This window comes from Blautia sp. ZXY-1-B12 (genome assembly GCF_056339915.1).
Genome location: NZ_JBWJVP010000164.1, coordinates 59868 through 79883, shown reverse-complemented (window position 1 = coordinate 79883; position 20016 = coordinate 59868). Strand labels below are relative to the sequence as shown.

At 37.5% G+C, this 20016-nt stretch carries 19 protein-coding genes, 1 pseudogene and 1 riboswitch; of the genes and pseudogenes, 3 read left to right on the top strand and 17 right to left on the bottom strand.

Features of this window, described 5'->3' with window-relative positions; genetic code table 11:
* The 6 genes and pseudogenes from AC075L_RS08725 to AC075L_RS08700 all read right to left on the bottom strand — a co-directional run.
* A pseudogene (locus AC075L_RS08725) lies at positions 1 to 409 on the bottom strand (2-iminoacetate synthase ThiH); the annotation flags it as partial.
* 266 nt (positions 410 to 675) lie between these two features.
* Complete coding sequence (locus tag AC075L_RS08720; RefSeq protein ID WP_008707074.1) at positions 676 to 1455, bottom strand: thiazole synthase; 780 nt, start codon at positions 1453 to 1455, stop codon at positions 676 to 678.
* 51 nt (positions 1456 to 1506) lie between these two features.
* Complete coding sequence (gene thiS / locus AC075L_RS08715) at positions 1507 to 1710, bottom strand: sulfur carrier protein ThiS (protein WP_008707075.1); 204 nt, start codon at positions 1708 to 1710, stop codon at positions 1507 to 1509.
* 253 nt (positions 1711 to 1963) lie between these two features.
* Positions 1964 to 2072, bottom strand: a riboswitch (TPP riboswitch).
* 45 nt (positions 2073 to 2117) lie between these two features.
* Positions 2118 to 3938 carry a DUF6320 domain-containing protein gene (locus tag AC075L_RS08710; RefSeq protein ID WP_476387543.1) on the bottom strand — a complete coding sequence of 607 codons (1821 nt, stop codon included), beginning with the start codon at positions 3936 to 3938 and terminating at the stop codon, positions 2118 to 2120.
* 63 nt (positions 3939 to 4001) lie between these two features.
* Positions 4002 to 4940, bottom strand: a complete 939-nt coding sequence (locus AC075L_RS08705) for an alpha/beta hydrolase fold domain-containing protein (RefSeq protein ID WP_055060626.1) — start codon at positions 4938 to 4940, stop codon at positions 4002 to 4004.
* Positions 4941 to 5077: 137 nt separating this feature from the next.
* The gene (locus tag AC075L_RS08700) at positions 5078 to 5809 is read right to left on the bottom strand and encodes a histidine phosphatase family protein (RefSeq protein WP_022380658.1); all 732 of its coding nucleotides are present in this window, start codon (positions 5807 to 5809) and stop codon (positions 5078 to 5080) included.
* A 459-nt stretch (positions 5810 to 6268) separates the two neighbouring features.
* On the opposite strand from AC075L_RS08700, the gene AC075L_RS08695 reads away from it, so the two are divergent.
* Positions 6269 to 7147: an ROK family protein gene (locus AC075L_RS08695; protein WP_055060627.1), complete on the top strand. Its 879-nt coding sequence runs from the start codon at positions 6269 to 6271 to the stop codon at positions 7145 to 7147.
* An 89-nt stretch (positions 7148 to 7236) separates the two neighbouring features.
* On the opposite strand, the gene AC075L_RS08690 is transcribed toward AC075L_RS08695, so the two are convergent.
* From AC075L_RS08690 to AC075L_RS08640, 11 genes are all read right to left on the bottom strand, one after another.
* Positions 7237 to 7878, bottom strand: coding sequence for a hypothetical protein (locus tag AC075L_RS08690; protein ID WP_055060628.1), 642 nt, complete (start codon positions 7876 to 7878; stop codon positions 7237 to 7239).
* Positions 7868 to 8635, bottom strand: coding sequence for an ImmA/IrrE family metallo-endopeptidase (locus tag AC075L_RS08685; RefSeq protein ID WP_055060629.1), 768 nt, complete (start codon positions 8633 to 8635; stop codon positions 7868 to 7870). The genes AC075L_RS08690 and AC075L_RS08685 overlap by 11 nt, the downstream gene beginning before the upstream one ends.
* A gap of 15 nt (positions 8636 to 8650) precedes the next feature.
* Positions 8651 to 9031 carry a helix-turn-helix domain-containing protein gene (locus AC075L_RS08680; RefSeq protein WP_055060630.1) on the bottom strand — a complete coding sequence of 127 codons (381 nt, stop codon included), beginning with the start codon at positions 9029 to 9031 and terminating at the stop codon, positions 8651 to 8653.
* Between the two features lie 341 nt (positions 9032 to 9372).
* Complete coding sequence (locus AC075L_RS08675; protein WP_055060631.1) at positions 9373 to 10809, bottom strand: hypothetical protein; 1437 nt, start codon at positions 10807 to 10809, stop codon at positions 9373 to 9375.
* 12 nt (positions 10810 to 10821) lie between these two features.
* The gene (locus AC075L_RS08670) at positions 10822 to 11739 is read right to left on the bottom strand and encodes a dihydrodipicolinate synthase family protein (protein ID WP_055060632.1); all 918 of its coding nucleotides are present in this window, start codon (positions 11737 to 11739) and stop codon (positions 10822 to 10824) included.
* 26 nt (positions 11740 to 11765) lie between these two features.
* Positions 11766 to 12218 (bottom strand): NanQ anomerase/TabA/YiaL family protein, encoded by a 453-nt coding sequence (locus AC075L_RS08665; RefSeq protein ID WP_055060633.1) that lies wholly within the window; start codon positions 12216 to 12218, stop codon positions 11766 to 11768.
* Between the two features lie 29 nt (positions 12219 to 12247).
* On the bottom strand, positions 12248 to 13246 hold the full coding sequence (locus AC075L_RS08660; protein WP_055060634.1) for an ABC transporter ATP-binding protein: 999 nt from the start codon (positions 13244 to 13246) through the stop codon (positions 12248 to 12250).
* Complete coding sequence (locus tag AC075L_RS08655; RefSeq protein WP_173701067.1) at positions 13243 to 14280, bottom strand: ABC transporter ATP-binding protein; 1038 nt, start codon at positions 14278 to 14280, stop codon at positions 13243 to 13245. Before AC075L_RS08655 ends, AC075L_RS08660 begins: the two co-directional genes overlap by 4 nt.
* A gap of 12 nt (positions 14281 to 14292) precedes the next feature.
* Positions 14293 to 15186 carry an ABC transporter permease gene (locus tag AC075L_RS08650; protein WP_226852837.1) on the bottom strand — a complete coding sequence of 298 codons (894 nt, stop codon included), beginning with the start codon at positions 15184 to 15186 and terminating at the stop codon, positions 14293 to 14295.
* 11 nt (positions 15187 to 15197) lie between these two features.
* Entirely contained in the window at positions 15198 to 16220 is a 1023-nt protein-coding gene (locus AC075L_RS08645) for an ABC transporter permease (RefSeq protein WP_243874979.1), read from the bottom strand.
* A 13-nt stretch (positions 16221 to 16233) separates the two neighbouring features.
* Positions 16234 to 17796 carry an ABC transporter substrate-binding protein gene (locus AC075L_RS08640; RefSeq protein WP_081019015.1) on the bottom strand — a complete coding sequence of 521 codons (1563 nt, stop codon included), beginning with the start codon at positions 17794 to 17796 and terminating at the stop codon, positions 16234 to 16236.
* Positions 17797 to 18146: 350 nt separating this feature from the next.
* On the opposite strand from AC075L_RS08640, the gene AC075L_RS08635 reads away from it, so the two are divergent.
* Together AC075L_RS08635 and AC075L_RS08630 are read left to right on the top strand one after the other, a co-directional pair.
* Positions 18147 to 19004 (top strand): MurR/RpiR family transcriptional regulator, encoded by an 858-nt coding sequence (locus tag AC075L_RS08635; RefSeq protein WP_055060637.1) that lies wholly within the window; start codon positions 18147 to 18149, stop codon positions 19002 to 19004.
* A gap of 428 nt (positions 19005 to 19432) precedes the next feature.
* Complete coding sequence (locus AC075L_RS08630; RefSeq protein WP_476387542.1) at positions 19433 to 19978, top strand: hypothetical protein; 546 nt, start codon at positions 19433 to 19435, stop codon at positions 19976 to 19978.
* Positions 19979 to 20016 lie beyond the last annotated feature (38 nt).

Below are 20016 nucleotides of genomic sequence, written 5' to 3'. Positions count from 1 at the left end.
TAAATCCGCAGTAAATACAGTAATTCTCACAGTAATTTGCAATATAAATAGGGGTAAACATATACACACTGTTCCCAAAATGTTTCCTGGTTTCTTTCTGCGCAGCCTGTGCGATTTCCTCCAGAAGAGGCAATGCAGCCGGAGACAGCAGTGCCTGAAAATCCTCTGGTGTACGGTTATCATGAGCAAGTGCCCTGCGTACATCTGCCTCTGTATATTTATCATAATCGTAAGCATTCATGGCAGAAATAACCTGATCCATCACGTCTGATTCTTCCAGTACTTCCATTCCCGGAAGATATTTCATATGATCGATCCTGTTCTTTTTCATATCTTCCAGAATCACTTCATTGACAATACTTTCGTTGAAGTGTTCCCCATGTTCCATATTTTTTTCTGTTGTTTCCATTGATGTTTTCTCCTCTTTATTACCATTTGGCAACTTTCGTTTTCCTATAAATTAATACCTACTCCGCAGTTATAGCAATCCTCTAAAATAATGCATCTTAATCCAGCCCATCAGAGTGTGAAATCCTGCGTCAGATATCTTTGCCGTGCGTCAGCACGCCTGCAGATATCTTCCTTGTCTTTCGCACGCTGCTGAACTGTCTTAAATGCATTATTTACGAGGATTGCTATAATCAAAAATCTCATTTTAGAATGATTTTTTATTTATTACTCATGAAGAAAACCAGTCAGTGGAGAGGATGCGCTTGCACCTTTTTCCAGGGTTCTTCCCAGTCCGGCAAGGTATGCACTTCGTCCTGCTTCAATAGCTTTTTTAAATGCTTCAGCCATTATCTGCACATCACCTGCTGTGGCAATCGCAGTATTTGCCATAACTGCAGATGCCCCCATCTCCATGGCTTCACACGCCTGAGAAGGACGTCCGATTCCTGCATCTACAATGATCGGGAGCTCAATTTCGTCAATCAAAATCTGGATAAATTCCTTAGTGCACAGACCTTTATTAGAGCCGATCGGAGAACCCAGCGGCATGATGCAGGCAGCTCCGGCATTTACCAGATCTCTGGCTGCATTCAGATCCGGGTACATATAAGGCATTACTACAAATCCTTCTTTTGCAAGAATTTCTGTAGCTTTGACAGTTTCATAGTTATCCGGAAGCAGATATTTTGAATCATGGATCACTTCGATCTTTACGAAATCACCGCATCCGATTTCTCTGGAAAGTCTGGCAATACGAACTGCTTCTTCTGCATTTCTGGCACCTGAAGTATTGGGAAGAAGAGTAACATTTTTCGGAATATAGTCCAGAATATTTGCCAGTCCACCTTCATTGGCACGACGCAGAGCCAGAGTGATGATCTGCGCATCTGCCTTTTCAATACATGCTTTCACCAGATCCAGAGAAAATTTTCCGGATCCCAGAATAAAACGGGAAGTAAATTCATGACCTCCCAGAATCAGTTTGTCTTCATTATTTGTACTCATAATTTAAGTCCTTCTTTCGTATATTATAATGTGATATCAGGATATTCCTGTTTATCTTCCACCTCCCATGAAGCTGACTATTTCCAGTATGTCATTTTCATGTAAAACAGTAGTGCTGTACTCGGCTTTTGACAGAATTCTTTCATTTAATTCTACTGCGATCTGGCTGGGCACATAGCTGTTTTCCTCCAGATATTGCCCTATTGTAAGAGTATTCTGCAATTCTTTTGTTTTTCCATTAACAGTAATAAGCATACTTTCTCCTTTCCGGGAAAAGAAGGTCCGGCCTCTACAACATAAAAAAGAGTCCACAAAAGAATACACCCGCGGTGGTGCACCCCTTCATGAACTCTGTTCACTCTCATCTTTCCCAATATTCATCTGTTATAATGTAAATTTCCCTGTAAGCCCCCGGTTTTCTCTCACTTATTACAGATTGATTACCGGACAGCTGAATTTCTTCAAATGCATGAGATAAATAAAAAGGAGATGCCAGTCATCTCCCTTTAAAATCATATCTTATAGGTTCCTACGTTGGCATTATCCAAATCAGGTATATGGGTCGAAGTTAATGACTTCCTCTCAGCCTGCACTCACAAGCTCCCCTTTCTTTACATGGATAAAGTATAATCTTTTATCACATGTGTGTCAAGACCATATTTCTACATCCTCAGTTTCTTATGAAACTCCCGCATCGTATCCTTCTTGCAGAAGATAAACAGTGCAGCCAATGTCAGAAAACTGATTCCGGCACAGATTACTGAAGGTACGGCAAACTGCACGATTCCAATCCAAACCAATATCATCGGAATCAGTCCTGCAATTCCGGCCTGTACAAGATAAAACAGATATTCTTCCCTTTCCAGACGGTTTATTTTTGCGATCACAGGAACAGAAAACTGCACTGCCAATATCCCGAAAGGAATCACAAAATCCACAGACCAGCACTTCCATCCGGTAAACCGGTCCCATAGGATCGCAATTACTGATATGAGCAAAAGCTGCCACATTTCATTCTTCAGAATATTCCTGCGTTTATAATATGCTACCATAACAACCAGCCATGCACAGGCACATCCTGCTCCTGCAAACCAGAACCAGTTCAGTACACCTGCCATCATAAAATTAATCATTCCGCAAATTACCGCAATTGCCAGACACAGGAAGCTGAAAGTCTGGATAACCTTCTGATTTTCTTTTTTCTCAAGCCTGTGCTTTTCTCCATATCCCGGAAATTCATTCTTTAATTCTCTGTGGGAAACATTCTCCTCGCCAAGCATCCGCTGGAAATTCCTCTGGATACTGTCATTCGGTATCTTGGAAGTAAATCCCAGTACCATCTCATCCCCATAAGAACAGGAACACATCTGCAAAGAATTGGTACTTGCAAAAATCCCAAAATGCTGAATATATTCTTTGTACTCCTCCGGCAAACGAATAATGCCGATATTAGAATAAACTGCCGTAATGCTCCTGCTTCCCAGATTGGCTCCGATCATAAGAAAATATTTCTTGATCTCCAACGGAACAGCACGTACAAAAGGATTCTTCTCAATGCGCACATATCCGCTCATATGCATGGCAATCTTTTCTTTTACCAGTTCTTCTTCGAACTGTTTCTTCACAGACAAAAGTACATCTTCAAAAGTTGTTTCATCAGAAAATATATATCCCACCTCAATCCACCCAAAGAAATTTGTCATAGACTGAGACGGAAAATAATTTCTCAGATTCACCGGAATCATCAATGCTACCGGTCGTTTCTGCTGATTCTTTGGAATCTCTTCCCGAATAGAACACAGCATCATTGCTGTCAGTAAAACAGTGATGGAAACTCCACAGGAGCGGGCTTTCCGGTGGATATCTTTTACAGAAAGAGCAACCTCCGTAACATGCATATCTGAGTGAACCAGCTTCTCCCCTTTCAGTTTAACAGCGGCTTTTTTCTTCTCTTTATCTTTCGGTATATCTGAAGAATAATACTGAGAAAAGCTGTCCTCTTCTTTATCTCCATGTGTAATTTCCTCTGCATGCTCAATCTGCAGAAGATCTGCCTGTGGATGTGCCAGGATCAGATAATCCTGAACCAGTTCCTGCAGGAAATGCATGGCTCCGGTGCCATCTGTCAATGCATGAAACACCTCAAAATTAATTCTGTTTTTGTCATAACTCACCTGAAATAAAAGGGATTTCTTATCCGGAATATATAAACGGCTGCATGGTGGTTCCGTCTCCGGCTTTACCACTGCCCTGATGTCTCTGTGCTCCAGATAAAACCAGAACAGCCCTTTTCTCAGAACCGCCTGGAACAATGGATATTTCTCCATTGTCTGATCCAGTGCTGCCTGAAGGATTTCCCCATTGACTTCTTCCTTTAACTGACAATAGAAACGAAACACTCTGGTGTCATTCTTTCCTGTTACCAGCGGAAATGCCAACGCTGCATTATCCAGTTTTCTCCATTTTGAGTATCCTGTATCCATAATTTTCCTGCCTTCTTTTTCGTTCCTGCTTACCTCTTTGTCCTGTAGCAATCTTCTTGGGGATTACTGTAGAATTTTCTCATAACTCTTATTCAGAAACTGGTTAATATATTTAAAACTCTCCTGTACATGCAGAAATTTGATTCCCAGCGCAAAAAATCCATGAAATGCTCCGTAAATCCTGTGTACTTCCACATGATTTCCTGCAGCATAAAGTTTTCTGCCATATACTTCTCCCTCATCGCGCAAAGGATCATATTCTGCTGTGAGAATTAATGTTTCAGGCAAATTTCTCAGATCCTTCTCCAGTATCGGTGCAAAATACGGATTCTGTCTGTCCTCTGCTGAACTCTGATAAAGATTCAGATAATCTTCCATTTTTACTGATGTAAGAAGATAATCACAGCCATTCTCCTGTACAGACCTGTAAGGAGATTCCTCTGTATAACAGTTTCCAAGTGCAGGATAGATCAGTATCTGACGGCGTGGTGTAAACTCGCCTTTGTCTCTTGCCATCAGACATACTGCTGCTGTCAGATTTCCTCCTGCACTGTCCCCGATGATCGTAATTTTCTCCGGATCAGTGTTTAAGATCAGCTGATTGGTATAAAGCGCTTTCGTTGCTGCATAACAATCCTCCAGCGGAACCGGAAACTTATGCTCTGGTGCCAGTCTGTATTCTACAGAAACTACAATATGTGCAGTTGCCTGTGCCATTCTGGCACATACACGGTCGTAATTCTCCACACTCTCAGTTACCCATCCGCCACCATGGAAAAACAGGAGAATCGGAAATGTATTTCCCTCTACGATCCCCGCCTGCATTGCCTCTTCTGTCGGAAAATACAGTCTGACCGGGACCTCATGTTCTCCATTATAAACTCTGACATCCAGCTTTTTTACAAAAATCCGCATGGCATCCAGTTGCTTCAGATCTGCCATTCTTCTGGAAGATTCCAGCTCAATATTTCCATATGACAGCGCATGCAGAATTGCTTTCATTGTCTTTGATATCAATATTCTATATTTCCTTTCAGTTCTGTCATTCTATCCGCATCCACCGCTTATTGCTTTTCGCAGCCTCCGCAAGTGGCTTACCTGATCTAGCACATCGTTTTCGAAAACGATGTACTAATTAATTAATCGTGGCGCTCATCCGTATTACTGTACATTTCACAGAATCTTGCAGCAAATGCCGGTGGTTCATCATGCACATATAAATGGGAAATATCACCAAATGCACTAATACGAAAACTTGCGATTCCTTCTCTTCGTTCTTCTGTATTGACAGTTGTCACTGAACTTGGTGCTGCGCAGAATCCATGCCACAGTACCATTGGAGAAGCACCGATCAGATGCGCAAGAAGCACACATTCCAGACCAAAATGGCAGAAGAATACCAGGGTATCTTCATTTGGTTTCTCCACTCTGTAATAATGTCCTTCACGTACATAACCATGTTCAGCAAGAAGCTTATCAAACTCTCCTGTTACATGATCATAATATCTCTTGACATCAGATTGCTGAAATCTCTCGTTTTCATACCAGTGATCATACTGGTAAAATCTCTCATCCTGTGTCCAGTCCTGTGGAAGCCAGTCCCATAATCTCTTCTGCCTGTCAGTAACATCCGGGCGATCGATCAGAACATCAAATTCCCGTAACCAGTCACACTCAACTGCTGTACGGTTCATTTTCTTCAATGTAAAAGAGGCTGTATCCTTTGCCCTTCCAAGAGGCGATACATAGAAATCCTTTACATCAAGTTTTGACAGCCTTTCTGACAGATATTCTGCTTCTTTCCAGCCTTTTTCTGTAAGAGAATCAATGGAATAATCCGGATCTCCATGTCGCACGATCAATAATCTCATTCGTATTGTTCCTTTCTTTTGTCTCAGCTCTTCTGTATCAGATCAGACCGTATCCAAATGGTCTGCCTGCTGTGACTGAGGGGATTATCTTCTCATAAATATTTCCTGATGTGAATAGGTAATGCATATCATATGATGTTTTTATTCTAACATCAGGTTTCTATTTCTGCATCAAATTTTTTTTCATTTTAAATTTGTTATAAATTTTATTTGTTGTTATATTATGAAATTTTTTTTCATTTTATAATGATTTTATATCCCATGTATGCTATACTGATTTTATCACAATCCTCTAAAACAATGCATCTTAATTCAGCCCATCAGAGTATGAAATCCTGCGTCAGGTGTCTTCGCTGTACGTCGGCATATCTTGCAGATATCTTCCCTGTCCTTCATAATCCGACAAGTTGTAATAATTGCATTATTTTATGGAATTCTATAAAAAGAAAGGAGCCACTTATGAAAATTTTAGTCTTCGACATTGGCGGTACCGCGATCAAATACGGAATCTGCAAGAACGGACATCTCGAAGAAACCAAAGAATACCCAACCGAGGCCTTCAGGGGCGGTACTCACATTTTGAATACTATCTGCCGTCTTTCTGAACAGTATCTCCCTTTTGATGCCATCGGTATCAGTACTGCCGGACAGGTCAATCCTGATGAAGGTTCTATTATTTATGCCAACAGCAACATCCCTGATTACACAGGCACACAATTTAAAAAAATTCTCCAAAAACTCTTTCATGTTCCTGTTGCAGTAGAAAACGATGTTAACAGCGCAGCTCTCGGAGAAGCTGTTTTCGGTGCAGGAAAAGGAAAAAATTCTTTTCTCTGCCTTACGTACGGGACTGGTGTCGGTGGTGCCATTATTGAAAACAAACAGGTTTACCACGGTTCTTCCTTCTCGGCAGGAGAATTTGGTGCCATCATTACCCACGCAGAAGAAAAACTCTCCGGCACAGACCCGTTTGACGGATGTTATGAACGTTATGCTTCCGCTACTGCTCTGGTAAAAATGATTTCCGCTGTAGACCCGTCTCTTATCAACGGCCGTCAGATTTTTGCAAATCTGGAACGCCCGGAAATCAAAGAAGTTGTAAACAAATGGATTGATGAGATCGTACTTGGTCTTGCAACCCTAATCCATATTTTTAATCCTTCCTGCGTAGTTCTCGGCGGTGGTATTATGGTTCAGCCTTACATTCTGGAACAGATTCACGCACGAATCCCACAGATGGTTATGTCCAGCTTTGCACATGTACAGATTTCCAGCGCAGAACTTGGAAATTCTGCCGGGCTTCTAGGGGCTTATTATCTCGCTTCTCAGAAACTGTAAAAAACTTATTCGGATACTAGAAAAACCATTTTATAAAAAAGCCGAAAAGAAATCCGTTTATATGGATTTCTTTCCGGCTTTTTCACATTTTAATGCATTCCTCTTAATTTCAATAATAAATTCTGAACTTGTACTTCAGTAACTATTGTATTTTTCTCTTCTTCATATATTCTGCTTCCTTCATTCATAAAAGCTCTGTTATCAATAATCGCCTGTCTGTACTCATGTCTGCATCGTTCATCTGTCAAGTCTCTCAACATATCTTCTCTGTTTTTGACCACCAGATCAGGAAATGCTACACGTCCCATGTTACCTTCATGAAATGCTCCGTCGTTGCTTTTCAAAAATGGACATTCAAAATATTCAGCATAAATCGCAGAGACAATTTCTCCTTTATGTTTTTCATGTGGTGAATCTTCTAATCCTGTTTTGAATCTGTCATCACATTCAACCAACTGTTTTTCCAGAAATCTTTTGTCTTCTTCCTCTATGTCACTATGCTCAATTACAACAATTTTTTCATTCTTCTTAAGTACTTCATATTTTTCAGCGATAACTTTGAAATATGGATTTTTGCCAAAATTCAATATTTCTTTTTCTACAACATCAGCCACTACAATTTTTTCATATTTTCCTATTAATTCATCATCCAATTTTGCAAGAATAACATCTACCCAAATATCAGTATCGCAGATTGGATAATTTGATAATTCTTCGCCCTTATAAATCATTATTCAATCCATCAACGACTTTTAATAATTCAAAAGCCTTTTCTTTAGATATTCTCTTTTTATCCAAATTAAAAGTAATATCATTATAAAAAGAGTCTGGAATATAAATATCATTAGTAGCATGTATTAATTGTAGATTTCCATGAACCGCCTTTGTTTTTTCTTCCAATAATTTTCGCTGGTTTTCTGTATTTCTGGCTATAGCATATCTATTTTGTAAATTTTTTTTATATGCAGGATACAATTGTATAATTCTTGATAACATAGCAGAATATCCCACATTAAAATAATTTTGCATCCGAATAATATCTTCATGTCTTAAGTATTGTAAAGAAATATTATGTAGAGCAATATATCTTTTTACTAAATTATCCGGCATTAAAATAACACTCGCAAAAGCATTTGCCTTATATTCAATTGGATCCTCCATAAGATTTTCTGTGTAACTTATTCCATTTCCCTCGCCAGTATGAATATGGTAACATTCATGCCAGCATGACAAATATTGTCTGCCAAGATTTTGCCTGCTGTTAATATAAATACAATTATAAGGGGCTTTATATATCGTAAAGCCACTTAAAGAAGTATTTTCACCAATTGCAGGAAATCTGATAAGCAAAAAACCCAACTGCTCTATTGTTTTAAAAGTATCTTTTATTACTTCATCTTTATGAATAAAAGATTCTCTATACTCAAGAGCAATTGGGTGAACCTCTTCATACAGCTTTGTTTTTTCTTCTTCACTTAATTTTTTCAAAAAAACACCGCCTTATCAGTTTATTCCGATTTTTTTTTGCATGATAATTTCATTAAACAACATATTAGCCAAATCAAACGTCCCCTGAACATTACTGTCATTCGCATCTGATCTGAAATTTGCAGCCGCCATATCATCATTTATTTCTGACAGCAGTTCTTCCGTTGACAATCCCAATATCTTACCACATACTCTATATAACTTAGGCGAGAAACTGCTATTACCTTCTTCAATTCTTTGTAATAGCTCCATGGTAATGCCATATTTAGATGCAAATTCAGCCTCGCTGATTCCTTCGCCAATTCTTTTATCCTTTACATTCTTGCTTAATTCATAACTAGTATATAAAGGACGACTATTATTTGACTTTTTTACAAATTTGTAAATATCTGCCATATACTTTCCCCCGCTTTCCAATATAACAACATCTGCTTATAAATAAACCATTTACTAACAGAGCTATATATATTCGAATCCTTGAACTGTTATCCCTCATACAATATAAAGAAGCGACATTTATCAGTTATATCCTTTTCAAACTAACCTCTCAAGTGACACTTCTTCTATGATTATAGTATCACGCCTCTGTAAGAATGTCAAAAATTATTTAAGATTGGCAAATAATCCAAAACCCAAAAATCGCAGCTTTATCAATAAAAAAGCAAAGGTACGCTTTCGTCCTTTGCTTTTTTACATACATTCATTTAAGAGATAGAAAACTAACTGTTTACAATTGATTAAATAAGTCCTTCAAACAATCTGTGTTCAGCAGCTTTTATATCACCGTTAATTGCCCATAATTTATATCCTTTAAAACGGATTTTAAAGACAACTTTCTGATCTTTTAATTCTTCCAGACTGTGTCCTGTAAATTCAATCTTAAGCTTATCTCCATTCTCAGTCACTTTACTGTCTGAGAAACTAAATCCTTCAATTGCAAGTTCAGACCAGTTCGGTGCAACTTCTACTTCCAGATCTGCATCAGCAACCCCTTCCATATGGTCAGCCAGAAGTTCCAGCGTATTTCCTAATACACACATACGGCTTGTTGCAATAACACTGTCTTTTTCATTCTTTCTCGGAGTTAATGCAGCAAATTTATCTTTCTTCCATTTTGCTCTTCCCAAAGAACTTTCACGGAAATTTGTATGTTGTCCATTTCCTCCCATATAGTAAATCCACATATCTCCGTCTGGTGAAAAAACAGCCGGTGATGCATAAATACATCCACAGTCAAATTCTCCATCCGGATACTTTCCATTTCCACGGTCAATGACATGCTGCCCAACTGCAACAAAATCAAATTTCAAAGGATCTTCTGCATAAGTTAATTCCAGGTCTACCGTATCAAAATTTTCTGCATCTCTGTCACCTTCGTGAAACATGGAAGCCAGACCTATATAGCAGTTTCCCCATTTAAATGCAGGCATCGCATAAATCTGATTTTCAAATCCCTGACCTCTGATGCATTCCTGTGGTTTACTCCAGTTCAAAAAGTCATCACTTCTGCTGATTGTAGTAATACGGACCCCATCACGCCAGATTCTGGAAAGAAGCATGTAACAATTCTCTTTTTCATTCCAGAAAGGAAGATTATGACTATCAGCCGGGGGATTATATTTCGGCCATGGAGTAGGTTTCTCCCAGTCAATACCATTTGGTGAATAAGAAACAGCCATATGCTGTTCTTCTATCGGATAATCAATCTTTGTTACCATTTTATATCTGCGTCCGGGATCCGTCTCATGCAAATCCAGCATAACACCTGTTCCATGCGCATATTTAAAAAGTAAATTGTTATCTGAGTTTCCATTCCATGATACACGATGAAGATTTGGTTTTTCCCAATGAATACCATCCTTACTCTCTGCATAGGCAAAACCAGTTACTCTGTCCGGTCTTGGATTATAATTTCTGGAAGCTCTCTCTTCTCTTGAAACCATCCAACTGTCTTTATCTTCAATAATCAGTGTATAAAAACATTTATATATTTTTTCTTCCGGATCATAGATGACATTAGGATAGCCATTATCTATACGCACTTCCCATGGCTTATCTTCTGTGAACATAGGATTATTTTCTGTATCTTTCACAGCCTTTTCAACCAAAAGCTGTACATTCTCCATCGCCTGTGGATTCAACACCGAACGAACAAGAAATAAATACTGATTCATTATACCTCCTTTTTAGCAGTATTTCTTAACTGCTTCATCAATCATTTTAGCACATTCATCGGCAATCGCCATATCTGACTCGACCAGTGCCGGCATTGGTTTTCTTACTCCACCAATTTCCAGTCCTTCTCTCTTGCGAAGAATAGCTTTGATAATTCCATACATACTTCCATGCCCGCTGCACATCTTATAAATAATAGCATCTGCTGCATACTGGATTTCCTGAGCTTTTTTGATTTCTCCCTGTTTAGTTAATTTGAAAATTTTAAGGAACAGTTCCGGCATAACACCATATGTACCACCAATTCCACCATCAGCTCCCATGGCAAGACCACTCACTAATTGCTCATCTGGTCCATTAAACACTGTAAATCCTTCCCCACCGTCCATTTTAAACATCTGAATATCCTGAACTGGCATTGAACTGTTTTTGACTGCAGCTACATTCGGATTTTCAAGCATTTTATGGAATAACGGCATTGTCAACGCAACTCCTGCAAGCTGAGGAATATTATAAATTACAAAATCTGTATTTGGTGCTGCTGATGAAATATCATTCCAATATTCTGCAATCGCATATTCTGGTAAATGAAAATAAATCGGAGGAATTGCTGCAATCGCATCCACACCAAGACTTTCTGCATGCGCTGCCAGCACTTTACTGTCTTTTGTATTATTACATGCTACATGAGCAATAATAGTAAGTTTTCCCTCTGCAGCTTTCACAACATGTTCGAGTACAATTTTTCTTTCTTCTACACTCTGATAAATACATTCGCCTGATGAACCACCCACATAAACGCCTTTTACACCTTTTTTCACAAGATAATGTGTTAAATCTTCTACGCCTTTAGTGCTGATATTTCCTTCTTCATCGTAGCATGCATAAAATGCAGGAATAATTCCCTGATATTTTGTTGTATCTCTCATTTTTTGTTATCCTCTTCCTATATAGCTTAATTAACTTTAATTTTCATGACGGCTTTTTTTGCTTCCACGGCTGTTCCATTCTGAACTTTTACCATGTGCGCATCTTCCGGGAGTACAATTAAAACTTTTCCCGGTGTCATAAGTAGCATATTTTCCACCTTTCCATTTCCCAAAATGCAATCATTTTCTTTATCCGTTTTTGTTACTTCCAGCTTTTTGATATCTGTTACCCCAATGTACTCGCTGCCGGATAATACCATATGCACATCCGCATAATCAAAATGCGCTTCAAATATAGCCTCAGATTCCGGAATCGTCATATAGCTGAACTCATTGACAAATACATTGTCTCCGTCTACATCATTGCGTCCTGGAACCAGATTTTCTGTTCCCTTCTCAATAAGATATCGAATTGCAGTGTCTAAGTTTTTGTTGATTCCCTGATAGTGTTTCAGATTTTCCAAATCAGTATAGATCATTTTCTTAGTTCTCTCCTGTCATACATTTATTATTTACCATCATATAGATGACATGCAACCATATGTCCATTTTTTCCCTTTTCTGCAAGCACAGGTCTTTCTTTCTTACAAATTTCCATACACTGTGGACAACGGTTATGGAACGGACATCCTGTCGGTTTATGTATCGGACTGGGAACTTCACCCTCCAGAATCTGCCGTTTCTTCTTAACATGAATATCAGCAATCGGAATCGCAGATAACAATGCTTTTGTGTATGGATGAAGAGTTTCTTCATAAAGAGTTCTTGAATCTGCCACCTCAACAATACTTCCAAGATACATAACCATAACACGGTCAGACATATACTGAACAACAGACAGATCATGTGCAATGAATAAATATGTCAGATTCATTTCTTTCTGAATATCTTTCATCAGGTTGAGTACCTGTGCCTGAATGGAAACATCCAGTGCAGATACCGGTTCATCACAGATCAGAACTTCCGGCATTACTTCCAGCGCTCTCGCAATACAGAGGCGCTGTCTCTGTCCACCAGAAAACTCATGCGGATATCTCATCAGATAATCTGTTGGAATATTTACCAGTTTCAGTACCCTCTGCATGATTGCTTCCCGTTCTTCTACGGAAGTATATCCATGTGTCTTTAATGGTTCTTCAAATGAAGTATAAATGGTTTTCTGCGGATTCAACGCTGAATAAGGATCCTGAAAAACCATCTGTACCTTTTTTCTGAATTCAAACATTTCTTTTTTATCAAACTGAGCAACATCTTTAAACTGACCATCGTAATTAAATATTACTTTACCGTCTGTAATCTGCTCCAGTCTCATAATTGACTTCCCAAAAGTAGATTTACCACATCCTGACTCTCCAACGATTCCCAATGTCTCACCCTTGTATATTTCCAGACTGACGTCATCTACCGCTTTAACATGGTCTACAACTTTTTTGAATGTTCCTTTTTTAACCGGAAACCATGTTCTTAAATTCTCAACTTTTAAAATTACTTCTCTGTCATCAGTCATCTTTTTACCTCCGGATAAGAATCGAAACGTACACAACGTACATAATGTCCCGGACTCACTTCATAGTTTGGAATCGTACCTTTTCTACATTTTTCGGTACATTCCGAGCAACGGTCTGCAAATTCACAGCCTTCTTTCAGATCAGCCGGATTCGGTGTTGATCCCGGAATTGTCTCCAGTTTCTGTCCCTCTGGCATACCCAAAACAGGAACACTTCTTAACAGTGCTCTTGTATATGGATGACAGGTATTATCAAAAATGTCCTCCAGTTTTCCGAACTCTACAACTCTTCCCATGTACATAACACAGACCTCATCTGCCATCTCAGCTACAAGTCCCATGTTATGAGTAATCAGAACAATTGATTTTCCCTCTTTTACCTGAAGTTCTTTCAACAGTTCCATAATCTGAGCCTGAATAGTTACATCCAGCGCAGTAGTTGGCTCATCACAGATAATCAAATCCGGATTACAGATCATTGCAATCGCAATAACAACTCGCTGCTTCATTCCACCGGAAAACTGATGTGGATAACAGTCAATTCGTTCTTCCGGATCAGGAATTCCCAGCTTTCTGAACATCTCTAATACTTTTTCACGAGCTTGTTTTTTGGTCATTCCCCTGTTATGCTGTAAAAATCCTTCTGCAACCTGATTTCCAACTTTGTAAACCGGATTCAGACTTGACATTGGATCCTGAAAAACCATTGCCATATCCGGCCCACGCAATTCTCTCATCATCGAACCATTGATATCTTTATTTTTTACCTGTTCCAGATGATACTCTTTCACTTCACCATTTTTCAATGCATTGTATTGAATACTTTTTGCCTCAACAATTGCGTTTCGACCAAGAAATCGCATTACTGAATTCATAGTCACACTTTTTCCGCAACCAGATTCTCCAACCACAGCTAAAGTCTTTCCTCTTTTTACCTGGAATGAGACATCCTTTACAATATGGATTTTCTTTTTATCTGATATAAATGTTGTATTCAGATTTTCTACATTAAGTATAATTTCTCGTGTATCCACAGTTCTCACTCCTTATTGTTGTTTTGCATCCATAACATCTCTCAGACCATCTCCGAGAAAGTTAATTGCAAGTGAAAATAAACTGATTGCCAATCCTGGGAATAACCATATCCACCACTGATTTGTTACCACGGATGCTGCTTTTGCAATATTTAAAATATTTCCCCAAGTAGGTGTACTGTCTGCAATTCCCAAACCAATAAAAGAGATTCCCGCTTCTGACAAAATGAATGCAGCTACATTTGTTGTAATAGAAACAATAATTGGACTTTTTACATTAGGAAGAATCTGTTTAAACATAATATTACTTTTACTGATTCCAAATGCTTCACAAACCTTTACATATGTTTCCTGTTTTAAAGATATATATTCGTTTCTCACCATACGAAAAGTTGTCATCCATCCAGTTACAATAAAAATAAAAATCAGATTCTGCATACCTCTCTGTTTGATAATGGCTACCAGCATCATAATTAATACCGTCTGAGGAAAGGTCTGAAATAACTCAGATATTCGTACCAGAACTGCATCAATTTTTCCGCCAAAGTAGCCTGCCAATGCGCCAAGACCCGCTCCTACTATTGCGCTCATAACAGAACAAAAAACACCTATAAAAATAGAATAACATCCTCCTACCAATACTCTGGCAAACAAATCTCTTCCCATAGTATCTGTTCCAAACCAATGTTCTGCACTTGGTGGTTTTTTCATTTCTGGCAGCACAGGCGTTGCATAATCAATCCCTGTAAGTTTTCCAATTATACATGCTCCCGTAACAATCACTATGATAATCAACCCAAAAACCGCTAATTTATTTTGCTCAAATTTACGAATATTACGCCTAAACAATGTGAAAGCCATATTCTTATTTTGTTCTTTAATACTTGTCGAAGAATTACTCATCATCTGCCTCCTTACTATTCTCCAAGTCTTACTCGTGGATCAAGTAATGCATTTAATACATCCACCAAAAATGAACATACCAGCATTGCAGCCGCAATAATCAAACTTATTATTAATACAGTTGGATAGTCTCCTGATACAATAGAATTTGTAAGTGTTACTCCAATTCCTGGATATGAAAATACACTCTCAATAACAACAGAACCTCCAACTAACATAGGAATACGGAATACCAGTACAACCAATACCGGACGCATAGCATTTCTAAATCCGTGTTTAATATATACTTTCCACTCTGGTATTCCTTTAGAGCGTGCGGTTTTGATATAATCACTATTCAGAACATCCAACATTGTATTTCTCGCATATCTCATAAGTACCGCCACCATACCAATTGTAAGTGTTAATACTGGAAGAAATAAATGCTGAAATGCATCTAAATATTTATTAACAGCATCTGGATTCATTCGATTTCCTGATGGAAACCATCCTAATTTTATCGAAAAAATTTCAATTAAAATAATTCCAACAAGACATTGTGGAATTGCCTGTCCAAGTACAGCCAGTATTCTTCCCACATAGTCAACAATTCCATTCTGTCTCACTGCTGATATAATCCCAATTCCAATTCCAAGAATGGCCGATAAAACAAGCGAATAGCCTGCAAGTTCAAATGTATATGGTAAACGTGTTTTAAGTATGGTAACTACAGGTGTTCCATCAAATGAATATCCCAGATTTCCATGCAAAATATCACCAAGCCATCTGACATACTGTACAATAAGCGGATCATTCAAACCCAATGATTCACGTAAAGCTTCTACATTTCCGGAATTCTGGGATAATGTCTCCGGAGTGACCATAAAATTTATCGGATCTACTCCAGAAGCACGCATCCCATAATAAATAAGGAAGCTTATTACAAGTAACATTGGAATCATCATAAGTATCTTTTTTATAATATATTTAAACATATCAATTACCTCATATGATATATCAATGACTTTTCCAACGAAACTCTGTGCCGTAAAAGCCATCCTCATATTTTATTTATTCATTCATTTCCCAATCTGTAAAGTCTATATCATTCATATATAAAGGATTACAGAATTCTACTCCTTCAGGAAGTGTCACTTTATCACTTACAAACGCATATGTACCGACCGTAAACAACGGAATTTTATATACTTTTTCCTGCTCCAGTGTTTCTAGATTTTCCAGTGCTGTCTTTGTTTCTTCAGCGGAAGTAGCTGTTGTAAGTTTGGCAATTGGTTCATCAAAATCTGTATCACCGCCAAAGATATTAGAAAACAGACCATCTGTGCTCATGTACTCTGTATACCATTCATTAATAGAAAAAGCACCCTTGCCTTTAAATCCAATATCATAATCCCTTGTAGTAAATAAATCAGTTGTTCCATCACTTGACAAAGTCGCCTCTACTTTGAGTCCAGTCTGTTCAATATAATAAACAATTGTATTAATCAAATCAACAGATGTCTGATCATTATTGTAATAACAGATTTTTAATGTTCTGCCCATGTCATATCCTGAAGCTTCCAGATCAGCTTTTGCCTTATCAGCATCAAATGTATATTCAAAACCATTATAAGCATCATTGTCGTTTGGTACACCACTATTCAATACTGATGCATTTGGATAAAGAGTTGCAAGCGTTGCTCTATCAATCGCTTCAATTAATGCCTTTCTAACTTCTACATTTTGCATAGCTTCATTTTCTTTTCCATCCGTACCTTTCATATTAAAGATAAGATATTTATAGAAAAGGGAATCAATACTGTATGCAGTAAAGTTATCCATTCCATTAAGTGCTTCCTCTAAAGCCGGATCTGTATCAACAATAAAATCTGCTTTTCCATCCTGTGCGGCCGTTAAATAGTCATTTACATAATAACAAGTAACATTTTTAATTTTAGGTTCTGTTCCTTCATATTTATCATTATATTTCAATGTATAATAATTTCCTGTATTAAGTTCGTCTAAGACAAACATTCCAGATGTAACAGGCTTTTTCCAATAATCATCAGCCTCCATATTTAATGGATCAGTATTTTCCAGACAATGTTTTGGTAAAATTGCAAACTGCGCAAGTACATCCAACATTGTAGCATACGGTGTCTTCATTTTAATTGTTATTGTGTTTCCATCTGTTTCCATAGAATCAATGTTTGCAAATGCTGCAGTATAAATAGAATTAATTTTTGCTGCCTTTAACGCAGTTTCAATAGACCACTGTACATCATCTACTGTTAAGGCTTCGCCATCAGACCAGGAAAGTCCATCCTTTAAAGTAATTGTATATGTAAGTCCATCTTCACTTACATTATAATCTTCCGCAAGATCACCTTTAACTTCTGTCAAATCACTATTAGTTGCAATAAACAAAGCCCTAAACATAAGATTATTTCCCATAGACCGATTAAGCCAAGGAGTATCAATACGGCTTCCATTCGCAGTCAAATCACCTGGCTTCATAACAATTTTCAAGCTTTCAGTTGAATCGGAAGCTTGTCCGGCAAATGCTGTTACATTCATTGCAGACGCTGCCATTACTGCTGTTAAAAATATCGCTACTAATTTTTTTGTCTTCATTCTTTTTTCCTCCTATTATTGTACCAATCCTTTTTGTATCTCATTTATTTATTGTACAAAAACTATAGCATTTATAAAAAATATTTTCAATATAATTTATATATGAAAATATTTTTTATTTTAGGTATATTTGCACAATACAAATTAGTTTTCCAAATATAAATTATATATTTTATAATAAATATAATAAAATTCTTTTCATTCATAAATATAATGAAAATATCTTCTTGCATACAATTAAATCTTGTCTTATAATATTTTTCAATACAGGAATTGCCAGTTTCATCCATATTTACAAAACACCAGAGCAATTCATGACATTATTTTTACACTTTGATGGAGGTTTTAGCATGGCAGACAGTATTCTTGATTCCATTACCGAACAATATCATTCTCTTACCAAATCCGGAAAAAAACTGGCAGATTATGTATTTTCTCATACCACAGAAACTCAATATCTTTCTATTACTTCCTTAGCAGAAAACTGCAAGGTATCCGAAGCTACCATAACCCGTTTTTGCCGCGGATTAGGCCTTTCCGGATATAATGCTTTTAAACTGGCTTTAGCCCAGGCAGACCGTACCACCGATCTTGGTGATTCCAGTAATTCCGCTGAACCCGTATCTTCTGAAGATTCTATTTCTACTATATGTGCGAAAGTACACGCAGCCAATCTTCTTTCTTTAAATGAAAGTTATGCGCTTTATGATGAAGAAGAAATGTCTAAGGCAATATCAATCCTTTCGTCTTCTCGCCGTATATATTGTTTCGGTCAGGGAGGAAGTATGATCATGGCAATGGAAGCATGGGCTCGTTTTTCTACAGCTTCTCCTAATTTTGTACATATCTGTGATTCCCACATGCAGGCCAGTGCAATTGCAATGGCTGATTCAAAAGATGCAATCCTTTTCTTCTCTTATTCAGGTTCTACCAAAGACATGTGTGACACCTTGCAGATTGCTTCCAAGCGCCATGTTCCTGTAATTCTTATTACACATTTTCCAAAATCTGCAGGAGCTGAATTTGCCTCAGTAGTATTACAATGTGGTTATAATGAGAGTCCTCTGCAATCCGGTTCAGTTGCAGCTAAAGTCGGGCAATTGTTTTTGATAGACTGTTTATTTTACGGATATTGCAGCAAGAATCCCGATACCTGTTCTGCTGCCCGTTCTGCAACAGCCCACGCAATTACAAATAAGTTGCTATAGTCTGTTCAGAGGTTTTTTTGTTTTCAGTAACATGGAAATAAAGGGAGATAACAGTTAACCTGACAGTTTTACTGTTATCTCCCTTTGGTATTATCTGGTTACAGAGAAAACAGCTGCATCCTGTTGTTTTTCTCTGTCTGGAGCATCTACTCTTTATAAAAGTGCACAAAAAACAAGAGAAAGACCCGCTTTTATTTTCCTTAAAGATTATGTTCCTTTAATTCGATTTCTGATGCTGTTTTTGTTATACTAAGAATACAGAGAATTAAAGACAGTATAGCTGCTGAATATGCTCTCGGCGATCTGTCCAACAATATCTTTTTGCACTATGTTTCTTATATTTCCAATAAGAAGAAGCTAATCGCACAGGTAGAATCTGTTTTGACCGAATGGTACAAGCCAGAAAAAGAAAAAAGGGGGGATTGACTATGACCTTTTACAAACGCCATAAAATATTGTCTGCTATCTTTTTTATTAGCATTATCTTGTTGATAAAAAATTCATCCATTCCATATATTTTTGAACCACCTGCAATAATATCATATATTTTTGACTCTCCTAAGAGCAACTTTTGGGATAACGTAGCTCAAATGAGCAATATTTTTACTTCTGCGTATGTGACAAGCTTAATGTTTTACTATATGGTAGATTATCTTCCTGTTATAAAACAAGAAAAGAAAGTTAAAGAAATTATTGCACCCCAATTAGTAAATCTATATCTGTACATTAGTGAACTCCTTGCAATGATAAAATACGCAGCAATACAAGAAAAACTATTTCACACTGGAAATCCCGAAGATATGGATAATCTCCATTTCAAGAATAATATTATTTTATGTAAGCAGAAGTCTTTCAAAAATGAAGTTGAAAACGGCACAACACCATATTCTTTTGATTTATTGAAAGATTGTGACAATTATAGGAACTTAATTCTAAATACTTGCAAAGAAATATCTGGTACTCCAAGTTTGTAAGCGATGAATAATCACCCGGTCACGACTTTCAGGGAACT

What these genes read in the sequence shown, in the direction of transcription:
- AC075L_RS08720 (WP_008707074.1), bottom strand. Translation starts at nt 1,455, where the DNA reads ATGAGTACAAATAATGAAGACAAACTGATTCTGGGAGGTCATGAATTT.
- thiS (WP_008707075.1), bottom strand. Translation starts at nt 1,710, where the DNA reads ATGCTTATTACTGTTAATGGAAAAACAAAAGAATTGCAGAATACTCTT.
- AC075L_RS08710 (WP_476387543.1), bottom strand. Translation starts at nt 3,938, where the DNA reads ATGGATACAGGATACTCAAAATGGAGAAAACTGGATAATGCAGCGTTG.
- AC075L_RS08705 (WP_055060626.1), bottom strand. Translation starts at nt 4,940, where the DNA reads ATGAAAGCAATTCTGCATGCGCTGTCATATGGAAATATTGAGCTGGAA.
- AC075L_RS08700 (WP_022380658.1), bottom strand. Translation starts at nt 5,809, where the DNA reads ATGAGATTATTGATCGTGCGACATGGAGATCCGGATTATTCCATTGAT.
- AC075L_RS08695 (WP_055060627.1), top strand. Translation starts at nt 6,269, where the DNA reads ATGAAAATTTTAGTCTTCGACATTGGCGGTACCGCGATCAAATACGGA.
- AC075L_RS08690 (WP_055060628.1), bottom strand. Translation starts at nt 7,878, where the DNA reads ATGATTTATAAGGGCGAAGAATTATCAAATTATCCAATCTGCGATACT.
- AC075L_RS08680 (WP_055060630.1), bottom strand. Translation starts at nt 9,031, where the DNA reads ATGGCAGATATTTACAAATTTGTAAAAAAGTCAAATAATAGTCGTCCT.
- AC075L_RS08675 (WP_055060631.1), bottom strand. Translation starts at nt 10,809, where the DNA reads ATGAATCAGTATTTATTTCTTGTTCGTTCGGTGTTGAATCCACAGGCG.
- AC075L_RS08670 (WP_055060632.1), bottom strand. Translation starts at nt 11,739, where the DNA reads ATGAGAGATACAACAAAATATCAGGGAATTATTCCTGCATTTTATGCA.
- AC075L_RS08665 (WP_055060633.1), bottom strand. Translation starts at nt 12,218, where the DNA reads ATGATCTATACTGATTTGGAAAATCTGAAACACTATCAGGGAATCAAC.
- AC075L_RS08660 (WP_055060634.1), bottom strand. Translation starts at nt 13,246, where the DNA reads ATGACTGATGACAGAGAAGTAATTTTAAAAGTTGAGAATTTAAGAACA.
- AC075L_RS08650 (WP_226852837.1), bottom strand. Translation starts at nt 15,186, where the DNA reads ATGATGAGTAATTCTTCGACAAGTATTAAAGAACAAAATAAGAATATG.
- AC075L_RS08645 (WP_243874979.1), bottom strand. Translation starts at nt 16,220, where the DNA reads ATGGCTTTTACGGCACAGAGTTTCGTTGGAAAAGTCATTGATATATCA.
- AC075L_RS08640 (WP_081019015.1), bottom strand. Translation starts at nt 17,796, where the DNA reads ATGAAGACAAAAAAATTAGTAGCGATATTTTTAACAGCAGTAATGGCA.
- AC075L_RS08635 (WP_055060637.1), top strand. Translation starts at nt 18,147, where the DNA reads ATGGCAGACAGTATTCTTGATTCCATTACCGAACAATATCATTCTCTT.
- AC075L_RS08630 (WP_476387542.1), top strand. Translation starts at nt 19,433, where the DNA reads ATGACCTTTTACAAACGCCATAAAATATTGTCTGCTATCTTTTTTATT.